Raw genomic sequence first — 11967 nt, 5'->3', positions numbered from 1 at the left:
TAAGACGATCACGCTCTGGAGGGAGCAGCCCGCGACGAAGCGCGGCCTGCTCCCCTTAAGCTATGTCAGAGTTCGACCACCGACAGGATGTGGCTGTCATAACCGGGCCACACATAGTCGAATTCGAGGATCAGCGTGTCGCCGATCTGGCCGCTCGACAACAGGTCGGTTTCGACGAACAGCTGCAGGCCGTTGCGGCCATAGGCGTAACGGGTGACATTGCCGAAGGCGGGGGACGCGTCCAGCAGCGCGTCGATCTGCTCATTGCCCTGGCGCGGACGGTTGACGGTGACCTTCAGGCGGCCCTTTAGGTCGGGATCATTTTCGTTCGCATCCATGAAGGCGAGCGTCATCTTCTCGATCGCTTCGAACGAGTCCACCAGCGTCCCGACGTGGAAGGTATATTCAGGATCAGCCTCGACAGCAGCGCGCAGGGCCTTGACCGCCTCATGCTCCTTGTCCGTGCCATAGCCGAGCGCTTCGCGCGCAGCCTTGTTCACCGCCGCCTGCGCCGCGGGAAGAGCGGAAAGATACACGATGCCGTCGCCCCGGCTGCGGTTGCTGTCATGGACCACGAAGCGATAGAAATTGCCCTGGGGGAAAGGCAGCATCTGCGTTTCAACGAACCCTGCCAGCTTCAGCAGCTTGGCCGCTGCCGGGCCGTCTTCGCTATTGGGATAGAATAGGGCGACATGCCCCATCGACCGCATGTAATCCTGAGCATCTACTGCCAAAGTCGCCATGTTCATGCCTCCTGCTCCGGTCGCTTGACGCAACCGCTATCCCGGTAAAATCAAAAGGACCGGGCCGTTATGATCAACGGCCCGACCATAGGCCAGCCTTTCCGGCGGCGCTGGATATTCCGACCTTATGCCGCCTGCGTGGAACTGCGCTTGTCGAGTGTGACATGCATGCCGTTGGTGCGCTTGTGCAGGTCGGGGGTCTTGCCGCGGGGATTGTAGAACTGCTTGTACCAGGTGCGGACCTTGCCATAGGGGCCGTCATTGGGGATGACGAGCGGGTTCAAACAAGCTTTCTTGTTCTGCCAGATCTCGACATCCTGGGCAAAGGCAAGGCGGCTGCCTTCCTGATATTCGAGGGCTGCGGCGCGCAGTTCGTCGGTGACGGGCGCGGAGCCGTCATTCACCTGCACCATCAGGCCATGCCAGACGCGGATCTTGCCATCCTCGATCGGCGTGTGGGTGATGAGGATGAAGCTGTCGAATGTCCCTTCCATCTCCGATTGGAGGATCGAGGGGCCGGTATACCAGGTGTCGAGCGTCAGCACGTCTTCCGGGTTCTGCACCAGCGTGCGGTGTCCGGCGGCATAATATTGATGGACGATATGATCCTTGAACTCATTGGCGAAGTAGACGAAGTCCTTTGCGCCATGGATCGGGATGAAATGGCCGAAATCAGCCATGTTGTCGACCACCTCGATCGGGTGGATGTCGAGATCGCCCATGAAGTCGATCTTCCAGTTGACCCAGCCCGGCGCATCATAATGGCCGCCGAAATCGGGCAGGTCGAAATTGGGTTCCAGCGCTTCGGGATCATGCCAGATCCAGATCGTGCCTGCGCGCTCCACCACCGGGAAGGTCTTGAGCTTCGCCGCCTTGGGCACGAAGTCGGAATAGGGGATGTTCTTGCACGCGCCGTCAGGGCCGAACTGCCAGCCATGGAAGGGGCAGCGGATCGAATCGCCCACCACCTGCTCGCCGTCGCGCACGATGTAGCTCGTCGTGTTCTTCGCCAGATGCGCGCCCATGTGCGGGCAATAAGCCTCCGTCACATAGACCTGGCCGCTCTCGCCACGGTACATCACCATGTCCTGGCCAAGATAGCGCATCGCCTTGGGGCTGCTCGTCGCCTCGGCGCTCTCACCCACCATGAACCAGCCACGCGGAAAGGTGAATTCTCCCAGACGATAGTCCGACGATGTCGCCATTGCTTGATCCTCTCATTCGCTACCTGGCGTAGCAGGACGGGCCGGTCGCCCATATGAACCATATGGCGATCAGCCCAGCCGATTTAACTGATGCCATATAATTTACGCAAAGCCGTTCGGCCGTGCAAGTTACTTATCGCCGATAAGCTTGAACCTGCCCTTAATGCTCCGCAATGAACAAGCCCATGCGCGTCCACGTCCGGGATTTGCGTGCACGCAAATCTCCGACGGACGCCTTGGTCATGCCAGGGCGCGCGCGGCCAATATGGCTTCTCGCACATGCGCGAACAAGAGGTCGAGATCGGCGTCGCTCGCTATGGTGAGATCCAGCACGACGCCGCCCTTGGTTACGCGTGCCCGGCCTATGCGGTCGCCGCCAGCCATGATCTCCATGTCGCTGCTTTCCATGGGCCGCCGCGCCGCCGCCTGACGCAGCCGGGACAGGACCGTTGCGGACGCCAGCATCGATCCGTTGCCGGCGGCGCGCGCCTGCTGCTCCTGCGCGATGATCCGCGCTTCGGCGATTAGGTCGGCCCTTTGCTCATGCCTGCGCAAGAGCGGCGTCAGCAGTTCGGAATAGCGGACCTTCAGCTCCTCCTTCGTGGCGAAGGCCTGGATCACCTCTTCGGGCAGTTGGGCAAGGGCAAGAAGGCGGCTGAGCTGGCTGTTCGACAGGCCCAGCGCCTCGGCCATGCGCGACTGGACACCGCCATAGAAGCGATCGACCGCCTGCTGATAGCTGCGCGCCCGGTCCAGTTCGCAAATATCGGCGCGTTCCCGATTTTCTATGTCGGCGAGACGGAAGGCTTCCTCGTCCGACAATTCGACGACCAGCGCGTTGAGGCGCAGTTCCGGACGGCCGTTATGGTTCAGCCAATCGATGGCGAAGCGCCGCCTGCTGCCGACCAGCAGCTGATAGGGTTGTTCCGACGCCTGCGGGTTCAGCCGCACGAGCACAGGGATGCGGTTGCCGCCTTCGGCCGCGATGGATTCTATCAGCGACCGGCAACTGTCGGGGTTGAGGCCCGGCTGATCCCGGGGGTTGCCGTCCCATACCACGCAGTCGGCGGGGCGGATGAGCATCGGTGCGCGGCTGTCTATCCTGTCCCCGGCAAAGCTGGTCAAGCGATCATCGAGGCGGCTGAGCGCTTCCAGTTCGGCGGCCGGGCGGGCTGCGCCATTGTCGCGGGACAGCGTCGCCATGATGTCGCGTATCAATCCCGCCATGCGGCCTTTCCTCCATTGCTGGCGATTGTCTAGCGGCGTTTCGGCTGCCTGGCTCATCAGACCGAATCCGAAATGGTGGAAGTGGCGCGCGTTGCGTGCACGCAAAGAAGACTCTGTGCCACGTGGCGCGCCGGTTTTTCGCTGAACTGGCGATGATGCAGGGCGCTGGTGAACGTGCTTAGCGACATGACGCGGTCGCCCTTCGTCCAGCCGCGCCGTGCGCTTGGGCGGCCGAGGTGCGAGCCCGTCACCCACTCCGCCCCTTCTTCAGCGGCGATATGGAGGTGCCATGGCGAGTCCACGCCATCGACGATCACGGTGGAACTCATGGTGCGGGCCAGGCCGAGAAGATGGCCGACGCGCAGCCGGTTGCGTTCCGATTCATAGGCGGTGCGCATGAAGGGGCTGTCCAGCTTCACGACATCGGGCGACAGGGCCATCAGCTGCCCGATGGAAGCTTGGCCGGAGCCGAAGCGGGCGACCGAAATCCGCACGCCAAGACCGCGCAAGGTCCGGACGAAGGCGAGCGCGTCGCGAAAACAGGCGATGCCGCTATTGTCGCCAATCTCGATCACCAAGCGGCGTGCAAGGCTGGGCTCCCGTCTCAAACGGTCGATCAGGTCCGTCCAGCCTGCACCCTGGCCATGCAGGTTGCTCGACAGGCTGTGCGGGGAGACGGCGACCGACAAGCAGGCAGCCGGGTCCGCCTCCAGTTCACGGATCACGTCGCGTACCAGCAAGCGATCGAGCAGATGGGGGAGGCCGAGGCGTTCGAGCGCCGCGTAGTTGGCGGCGCAATCCATCTGCTCGCCATTTTCGCCGACGCGGCGCAGCATCGCTTCATAATAGAGGATGGTGCTGCCATCGCGCGGGCGGGATACCGGGCGCCAGCTCAGGACGGCCTCCCCATCCTGCACCCAGCGCAGGAGTGCGGCCGCCTGCTCCATATCGCGCCGGTAGAGGGCGACGCCTTCCCCCCGGCGGACGACGATCTGCAATTGCCGCAATGTGGAGGCGGCGAGCCGGGCGCTCGCCTCCATTTCCTGTGCACGGCCCAGATGTTCGCCGACAAAGGCCTGCCCGGCCGACACCGAAAGCAATATGTCGCAACCATTGTACCGGAAGCGTTCGCCATCGATCGCTTCGCACAGCTTCTCAACCAGCCGCTCGACGGGCAGGCTCTGCATGAGCGGATAGCGCGCGGTCAGCATGATCCGGCTGCCGTCGGCGCTGCGCAGGCCGATGCGGCCCAGGTGCTGGCGAGCTCGATGGCAAAGATGATCGATGGCGGCGCGAGCGGCATCCGGGCCATAGGCAGCTTCGATGGCATGAAAATTGTTGAGGCTGATGATGAGCAGATGCTCGGCCTGATGGAGCTCCATCAAGGGCGAATCCTTTCGCGGGACCAGCTTGCAAAGTGCCAGACAGGATAAGATGAGGAGGAGGCGGGCCTGCCGCCTCCTCACCCCCCTCCCCCGTGCCGGTGGGTGCGCGGGGGAGGCAAAGGGTCAGCGGCCGAGCAGACCGCCGAGCAGGCCCGTTACCGGAGCGGCGGGGCCCTGACCGCCCGTGGACGGGGCGGCCACGCCGCCGAGCAGGCCTGTCACTGGCGCAAGCAGTGATCCGCCGCCCGTGCTGCCGCTGCCGGTGGGGAGTGCCGGGGCAAGGCCGTTGACGGCGTCGAGCACTGGCGAGACGACGCTGTCGACGGTCGAGGTGACGGTGGCGACGACCGGCGCGGCAGCGGTCACGACCTGATCGACCGCGGCGCCCGCTTCAGCGCCCAGAACGCCGCCGACGAGATTGCCGACCGGCGCAAGTCCGGCCTCCACCCCTGCGGCGGTGGTCGGCACTGCCACATCGACGATCGTCCCCTGCGTCAGGACTTCGGCGGTCAGCAGCTGCCCCTGCGCCGGAGCGGTCACGGACGGCAGCAGATTGACGCCGACCAGCGTGTCACTGGTGGTCGGGCCGGGCACCGCCTGACCCCCGACATTTGTCCCGATCAGGGGTCCGCCGAGCAGGCCGCCCGGCGTTCCGCCTGCTCCCCCCAGCACGCCCGTCAACCCGCCTGCGACCGTTTCGACCAGGCCGGTTACGGGAGCGAGCGCACCGCCATCGCCGACGAGCGCCCCCGTGACCGGCGCCAGCGCGCCGTTCACCGTGTCGAGCAACGGCGCCGTCACCTGAGTAGCGGCGGACGTCACCGTCGCCACCACCGGCGCGAGACCGTCGGTCACTTGAGTGACGGTGCCGCCCACCTGATCGCCGAGCAGCGTTCCGGCAAGCGTGCCGACGGGCGCCAGTCCCTGCTGAACGCCGCCGACCGTGGTGGGCAGGGCCACGTCCACGACCGTACCATCGCCATTCAGCAGGCCGACCGTCGCGAGGTTGCCGGTGGCGTTCGGCTGATCAGTCAGCACATTTACGCCGACGAGAGATCCGGGGCCGGTGGGACCGGCGACCAGCTGGCCGCCCAGATTGACGCCGATCAGTGCGCCATCGCTGGTTCCGGTCGGGCCGCCGGGGCCAGTGGGACCGGTTGGACCTCCTGGACCGGTGGGGCCAGTTGGGCCTCCGGGGCCTGAAGGACCGCCGGGACCTGTGGGGCCGTTGGGGCCTGTCGGGCCGGTAGGGCCTCCTGGACCGGTGGGGCCAGTTGGGCCTCCGGGGCCTGAAGGACCGCCGGGACCTGTGGGGCCGTTGGGGCCTGTCGGGCCGGTAGGGCCGCCCGGTCCAGTGGGTCCGCTCGGGCCGGAAGGTCCATCTGGACCGCTGGGGCCTCCGGGGCCAGTTCGGCCATTCGGGCCATTCGGGCCAGCGGGACCGCCTGGTCCGCTCGGGCCACCAGGACCGCTAGGGCCATCAGGGCCACTTGGACCACTCGGACCACCGGGGCCGCTTGGACCAGTTGGCCCGCTGGGGCTGGTCGGACCCGACGGGCCGGAGGGCGTCTTGCCTCCTGCCGTACGGACGCTGAAGCCCACGCCATCGGAGCAGGCGCCAAGTAGGAAAAGCGGAATCGCCGTGGCGCAAAGCAGCAGACGCCGCCCTGACCGCGCTGGCCCAACCAAAGACATGCTAGAACCTCCCTGTTCAATGCGAACATCATCGCAAGGCCACAAGGCTAAGCACGGCATTCCCTTACGGCTTCTTCTAAAATCACCGATCTGGTGACATCGGGCTTTGGGTGGGGGGAGGTGCGAAGGAACAGTCGGGGAAGCGCGGGATGGGATACGCAAAGAGCTTGCGATTGCGGTTTGCGCGTCGGGATTGGCTGGTTAGGTTGGGGAAATTTGGGTTGGGCTGTTTTCTTATGCGCAAGATGGGGAAGTCGGGGTGTTTTTGGGGTTTGTCCATTATGGTTCGATTTGTGTTCGGACTTGGGGCTAGAAATAACGGGCTTTTAGGGGGACCTTCTCCCTCTCCCCTTTAGGGGAGAGGTTGGGGAGAGGGGAGCGACGATCGCCTGTTACGGTCCCCTCTCCCGCCTTCGCTGCGCTCGGCACCTCGGCTAGAGTCACGTGCCTCTGGCCGACCCCTAAAGGGGAGAGGGGGATGTTCCGTCGACCCGGGTGCGTGGCGATACCAATCGGCATTAACGCCAGCGTGGCCCTTCAATCCAAGTCACGAGGCTCCGGCGCAGCCCTGCCGTCACGGGCAGCACGCGATGTTGCAGGAAGGATGGAAAGATCAGCATGCTGCCGCGCGGGGCGAAGGTGGCGGCGGGTTGCGCCACGCAGAAGAATTCGAACGCTCCACCTTCATAGTCTTCTGGATCGGACAGTTGCACCACCACCGACAATTTGCGGTCGAAGGGGCGGGAAGATTCCAGCCACACATCTTGATGCCAGTCATATTTGCCATGCTGGGTGGCGTGATATTCGGTGAACTGCACTTCATAGGGAGCGACGATGTCGACACCGAAATTGGTGCGGTTGGATGCGCCGACAAATTGCATCAGCCGATCGACAATGTCCTTTTCCCGCAATGGATCGAACCAGCGGATGATGGAGGAGCGATAGGCGTGATCGCTGCGGCGGCTGTCCTCGAAACCCACAGTGGCGGATTGGTCGGCATAGAAGTCCGCCCGTTTGACGATGGCGTCGCACTCCGCGGCCGTCAGCGCGGACGGCCACACTTCCCACACATTGTTCATGTTTTCATCTTTCCTTTGCGTACACGCAAAAAGGGATCAGAAGGCGCGGCCGATCCCGAAGAAGACGCGCGCGCGGCGGGGATCCGCGCTGTCGACGCGCTTTACCGGCACAGCCATTTCCACGCTCGCCCGCCATTGATTGCCGATGCCGATCCGAACTCCGCCGCCAGCGGATGCGAGCGAAAAATTTTCGGCAGGAAGACGGTAAAAGGGCCGCGCGACCGCATGGGCCGCCGTGCCATCGGCATAGGCGAAAAGCGTCGTCTTCTGCAAAATACCGGTGCGCACGGGCGTCCAGCTTAGCTCGGCGGAGCCCGCCACCGCCTTTTCAGCCGCGCGGATGCCGATCGGGAAGGCCATGCCCGCGCCGGTGCCGCCCAGCGAAAAGCGTTCGGTCGAGGGCAGCTGGTCCCGCGAATATTGCGCCCTCGCGTTGAGTTTGACTGCAACACGCTTGGACAGGCTTCGCACGACCACGGCCTGCACATTGACCTTGGTGAAGATTTTTTCCGAAAAGCCAGTGAAGGCGCGCGCGCCCAACAGGCCGATGCCACGGCTGGCGACGGCGGACAGCGCCTGCCCCTGCGTCTGATCGGAATGCGACCAGGATGCGCCGAGCCGCACCGCACGGGAACGGTAATCGCCGAAGCGGACGTCGAGGAAATAATTGCTGCTGTCGATCCCGTCGATCGAGGCATTGATGGTGAGGTTCGTCTTGTTGGAGCGGACCAGCGCATGGCTGATCGTGACGCCAGCCAGCGTCGCTTCGCCTTCGATCGGCCGGTCGCGGACGCGGCTTTTCATATGGGCGATATTGGCCGACAGGGTGGTGCCGTTGCTGCCGATCGGGGTTGCGTGGCTTAGCGAATAAAATTGATAACGCTCGGGATAGAAGGGCAGATAGCCCGAGATGCGCGTGCTGTCCCCTTCGCGCAGAATGCCGTTGGCGGTCAGGGTCAACTGCGCCTGAACACCGTCGATGACATTGTTGACCGCGCTGTTGTCGATAAGGACGCCGATTTCCAGCTGCTTGCGCTTGATGATGAGGTCGAGGATCAGGTCGCCCTCGCCCGCACCCGGGCGGACGCGTGCTTCGACGGTCTGGCCGGGAATGTCGCGCAGCAGGCCCAGGGCGCGTTCCAGTGTGGCTTTGCGCAGCGGCGCGTCGCGCTTCACCCGCCGCATCTGGACTTCGATCAAGCGGACCGGCATGCTGGGGGACATGCCCGCCAGCCGATATTCCTTTACCCGCCCCTCGACGATCTTCACGATCAGTTGGCCGCCTGCGGGGACCTGCGCGGGGATGGATACGGAATAGAAGGCGATGCCGCTGCGCGCATAGGCGTCGCCCACCGCCTTCGCCACGGCCTGAAGTGTTTCCCGGGTCAGCGGCCGCCCGATCAGGGGAGCGACTGCCTTGTCGAGATGCGTCATAGGGAGCGATGCGCCCATATAATGGACGCGTGTCAGCATGATGCTACTGGCCGGGCTGGCGGCGGGCGCGACGGCGGGCGCAGGTGGGGCGAGCGTGGCGGGAGGCGCGGGCGCGATGCTGGGCTGCACGCGATCCTGCCGATCCCGGTCGATCAGCGGAGCGGACGCGCCGTCCCCCGCACCGGCCATCTGCGCGGCGGCGGGAAAGCAGGCTGTGAGCAGCGTTGCCGCCGCCGCGATCGCCTTCAGCCCAGCCAAAGCCCCTTTGAAATCCATCTGCCCCACGCCGCCCTGCGCCGTGGATGACGGCGCTTGTCAGGCGTCAGGCCTAGGGCAATGTCGTTGCGAATTGCTCCCAAACCATAACCGATTTGGTGCATTCTTGCCCATTCCAGACCGGTGCAAGCGTCAATTGCGACCGGATCGGCGCGATCGTGGCGGCGTTCAGAGCGCGATCAGGGCGTAGGGGCGGTCAAAACGCTCCGACACGACAAATTGCGCGCAATTATAAACCGGGACGCCGCGTGGGGTGCGCCCTTCGAACGCGCCGCGATGCGCGTGGCCGTGCACGGCGAAACGGACATTGTCGAAACGGTCGATCGCCTCCGCCAGCCGCGAGGAGCCGAGGAAAGGGAAGATTTCGGGCGGCTCTCCCTCCACCGTATCGACGACCGGCGCATAGTGGAGAACCGCCACGCAGCGGTCGGTCCGCAGCGAGCGCAGGGCGTTTTCGAGCTTACGCGCCTCGTTGATCGCTTCCTCGACGAAGGTCTTGATGCCCTTTTCCCCGAACGCGCCCAGTTCGCCACGGCCAAAGCCGCCGACAAAGCCTTTCACCCCGGCAAAGCCGACGCCCTTTATCTCCACCGCCTGGTCATCGAGCACGGTGACGCCCGCGCCGTGCAGGATGCGGGCGACTTCTTCGGGCTGGCCGCATTCATAATCGTGATTGCCGAGAACGGCGACGGTGGGGATGGTGCAGGCGCGCAGATCCTCGGCCAATATTTCCGCCTCGCGCGTCTTGCCGAAATTGGTGAGGTCGCCGCAGAGCGCCAATATGTCGGCCTTTTCTGAAATCTCCTCGAACATCGCGCGGTAGCGATGCTCTGACGTGTCGGTGACATGCAGGTCGCCGATCGCGGCGAGTGTCAGTCCTTCATGACGGGTGGGTTCATTTGTTGCGGTCATGGCTCTCCTCAAGGCCTTTGCCGACCACATCGGCGAAGCCCCATTCGGTGATGTCGATCAGATAGTCGCGCGGGGACAGAAGCCGTCCGCGGCATACGCGGATATTGGGCACCGGCAATTCCGCCCGCGTCTGCAAGCGGCCCAACAGTTCCTCGAACAGCCATAGCGGGATGCAATGCCGCTCCGTGGGATAGATGAAGCGGAAGTTGAGCAGATGGATCAGCAGCAATTCCCAGTGCAGCTCCATCGTGTCGAGCAGCCATTGCCAGTTGATCCGCTCATGCTGGCGCAGGATGACATGGACGACATCGGCGCCGTCATAGCGATAGCGGTCCTGAATGAAGATCTTCGACAGGATGAACTCAGTCGGCGGGGTGATGCGGACGGTGGTGCCGTAAACTTCGGCATGATCTTCGGCGCGAAACCATTCCTCTGTCACCGGAACACTGGCGGAAGAGATATTGTAGATCACGTCGAAGAAGTTGTTGCCGCGCCAGACCTTGCCGATCCAGCGCTCATCCTCGAACTCGACTTCATGTCCGAGATGCTTGAAATAGGAGAGGATGCGCGGAGCGTCGCCTGCCTTGCAAAAGACGTCGAGATCCTTTGTCGGCCGCACGATGCCGGTGTGGCAGCCCAAGGCATAGGTGCCCGAAAGCATGAAGGGGATGCCGGATTCCACCAGATGCTGGAGGCTTTCGGTGTAGAAGGCCACTGAATCGGGCGGCGGATCGAAGATCGCTGGGTCTGCTGTCATTTCAGGAAGGCAACGGGCGAAGGGGGCGAGTGTTCCGCGACAGGAGGCGGGATGATCCCGGGTTAGCATTTGAAACAGTTCCCCTCCCGCAGGCGGAAGGGGTTAAGGGGTGGGTGTGAGCGAAGCGAGCTTTTGCCTGAGCCTTTAACAGCGACCTTGCGCTAGCCCACCCCCCAGCCCCCTCCCGCTTGCGGGAGGGGGAGTTATCCCTCCTTAAATCCCTGGCACCGCCAGCAGCCTTGCCTCATCGCGCAGCCTTCCGGCCTGCGCGGGATTGGCTTTCCGCGCGGCCTGATAGGCCGCCTGTGCCTTTGCCGTTTCGCCCAGCATCATGCGGCTGCGCATCAGCATGATCCAGCCGTCGACATTGGCGGGATTGGCCTTGAGCTTGGCTTCTAGCCCCGACACCATGTTTTCGACCATCGCGTCCTGCTGCCCCTTGGGGAGTTGCGCGGCGGCTTGCATCTGCTCGCGGCTTGGCCCGGGGATCGCTGCTGTGGCGACCGATCCGATGGGCGGATGCGGCGCAGTGGGCTTTACCGCTGCCAGACGGTCCTTGACGTCGATGCCGTTGATCTTGCCGACCTGCTCGATCGTCCGCCGCAAGTCGGCTTCCCACGGCGCGCCGGGCGGGGTGTCGGCAAGCAGCGCCAGCCAGTCGCGGATTGCGCCTTCATGATCCTTGGCAAGGTCCTTGCGGACAGCGAGGAAATAGCGGGCGCGCGGCTCCTTGGGATCGAGCTTCACGGCCTTACCGAAGGCATCCGCGGCCTCCCGCGGCATCGGGTCGTGTTCGCTCGCCATCACCAGCGCTTCACCAAGCGATGACCAGAATGTCGCATTATCCGGGGCCAGCTTGACGGCGCGGCGATAAGCGCGGGCGGCGTCGGCATGACGGCTGCTCTCGAAATAGGCCCAGCCGAGCATCTGCCAGCCTTCCGCATCGTTGGGATTGGCGCCAACGCGCTCCTGAAGACCACGGATGACGCTTTCCGGATCGGAGGGCTGCTGCCCGGCCGACGCGAAGGGGGCGGAAGCGGCGCTTTCCTTTTCCTGCGGCCGGTCGCGCCAGACATTATAGCCGACCGACACGATCGCCAGCCCGGCCGCCCCGATCAGAGCCACTCGCCCCACGCTCAGCTTCGCCACTCAACCACCCCCGATAATCACCAACTGCTCTCTAGCGTGACGCAGCGGAATTGATAGAGTGCCCAAAGACTTGATCCGCGCATCATAAACCGGCAGGGGCATGGC

At 64.2% G+C, this 11967-nt stretch carries 10 protein-coding genes; all 10 read right to left on the bottom strand.

Annotated features, from left to right (window positions below; translation table 11 throughout):
* Nucleotides 1-65: 65 nt before the first annotated feature.
* The 10 genes from ACYU8T_RS16435 to ACYU8T_RS16390 all read right to left on the bottom strand — a co-directional run bounded on the left by ACYU8T_RS16435 (nt 66) and on the right by ACYU8T_RS16390 (nt 11862).
* Nucleotides 66-743, bottom strand: a complete 678-nt coding sequence (locus ACYU8T_RS16435; protein ID WP_461160324.1) for a hypothetical protein — start codon at nt 741-743, stop codon at nt 66-68.
* Nucleotides 744-868: 125 nt separating this feature from the next.
* Nucleotides 869-1948, bottom strand: a complete 1080-nt coding sequence (locus tag ACYU8T_RS16430) for a Rieske 2Fe-2S domain-containing protein (protein WP_461160323.1) — start codon at nt 1946-1948, stop codon at nt 869-871.
* Nucleotides 1949-2188: 240 nt separating this feature from the next.
* The gene (locus tag ACYU8T_RS16425) at nt 2189-3232 is read right to left on the bottom strand and encodes a ParB/RepB/Spo0J family partition protein (RefSeq protein ID WP_461160322.1); all 1044 of its coding nucleotides are present in this window, start codon (nt 3230-3232) and stop codon (nt 2189-2191) included.
* Nucleotides 3232-4557 (bottom strand): bifunctional diguanylate cyclase/phosphodiesterase, encoded by a 1326-nt coding sequence (locus tag ACYU8T_RS16420; RefSeq protein ID WP_461160321.1) that lies wholly within the window; start codon nt 4555-4557, stop codon nt 3232-3234. The genes ACYU8T_RS16425 and ACYU8T_RS16420 overlap by 1 nt, the downstream gene beginning before the upstream one ends.
* A gap of 126 nt (nt 4558-4683) precedes the next feature.
* Nucleotides 4684-5598 carry a hypothetical protein gene (locus tag ACYU8T_RS16415; RefSeq protein ID WP_461160320.1) on the bottom strand — a complete coding sequence of 305 codons (915 nt, stop codon included), beginning with the start codon at nt 5596-5598 and terminating at the stop codon, nt 4684-4686.
* Between the two features lie 1175 nt (nt 5599-6773).
* Complete coding sequence (locus ACYU8T_RS16410) at nt 6774-7334, bottom strand: 2OG-Fe(II) oxygenase (RefSeq protein WP_461160319.1); 561 nt, start codon at nt 7332-7334, stop codon at nt 6774-6776.
* Between the two features lie 36 nt (nt 7335-7370).
* The gene (locus ACYU8T_RS16405) at nt 7371-9044 is read right to left on the bottom strand and encodes a ShlB/FhaC/HecB family hemolysin secretion/activation protein (protein WP_461160318.1); all 1674 of its coding nucleotides are present in this window, start codon (nt 9042-9044) and stop codon (nt 7371-7373) included.
* A 168-nt stretch (nt 9045-9212) separates the two neighbouring features.
* Nucleotides 9213-9956, bottom strand: a complete 744-nt coding sequence (locus tag ACYU8T_RS16400; protein WP_247230175.1) for a metallophosphoesterase family protein — start codon at nt 9954-9956, stop codon at nt 9213-9215.
* Nucleotides 9940-10713 (bottom strand): nucleotidyltransferase family protein, encoded by a 774-nt coding sequence (locus ACYU8T_RS16395; protein WP_097093006.1) that lies wholly within the window; start codon nt 10711-10713, stop codon nt 9940-9942. The genes ACYU8T_RS16400 and ACYU8T_RS16395 overlap by 17 nt, the downstream gene beginning before the upstream one ends.
* Nucleotides 10714-10926: 213 nt before the next feature.
* A complete protein-coding gene (locus ACYU8T_RS16390; RefSeq protein WP_461160317.1) occupies nt 10927-11862 on the bottom strand; it encodes a tetratricopeptide repeat protein in 936 nt (311 codons plus the stop codon).
* Between the last annotated feature and the right edge of the window lie 105 nt (nt 11863-11967).

The organism is Sphingobium sp. TomMM35A (assembly GCF_054771735.1).
This window is presented reverse-complemented; position numbering and strand designations above follow the sequence as displayed.

What these genes read in the sequence shown, in the direction of transcription:
- ACYU8T_RS16435 (WP_461160324.1), bottom strand. Translation starts at nt 743, where the DNA reads ATGGCGACTTTGGCAGTAGATGCTCAGGATTACATGCGGTCGATGGGG.
- ACYU8T_RS16430 (WP_461160323.1), bottom strand. Translation starts at nt 1,948, where the DNA reads ATGGCGACATCGTCGGACTATCGTCTGGGAGAATTCACCTTTCCGCGT.
- ACYU8T_RS16425 (WP_461160322.1), bottom strand. Translation starts at nt 3,232, where the DNA reads ATGAGCCAGGCAGCCGAAACGCCGCTAGACAATCGCCAGCAATGGAGG.
- ACYU8T_RS16420 (WP_461160321.1), bottom strand. Translation starts at nt 4,557, where the DNA reads ATGGAGCTCCATCAGGCCGAGCATCTGCTCATCATCAGCCTCAACAAT.
- ACYU8T_RS16410 (WP_461160319.1), bottom strand. Translation starts at nt 7,334, where the DNA reads ATGAACAATGTGTGGGAAGTGTGGCCGTCCGCGCTGACGGCCGCGGAG.
- ACYU8T_RS16405 (WP_461160318.1), bottom strand. Translation starts at nt 9,044, where the DNA reads ATGGATTTCAAAGGGGCTTTGGCTGGGCTGAAGGCGATCGCGGCGGCG.
- ACYU8T_RS16400 (WP_247230175.1), bottom strand. Translation starts at nt 9,956, where the DNA reads ATGACCGCAACAAATGAACCCACCCGTCATGAAGGACTGACACTCGCC.
- ACYU8T_RS16395 (WP_097093006.1), bottom strand. Translation starts at nt 10,713, where the DNA reads ATGACAGCAGACCCAGCGATCTTCGATCCGCCGCCCGATTCAGTGGCC.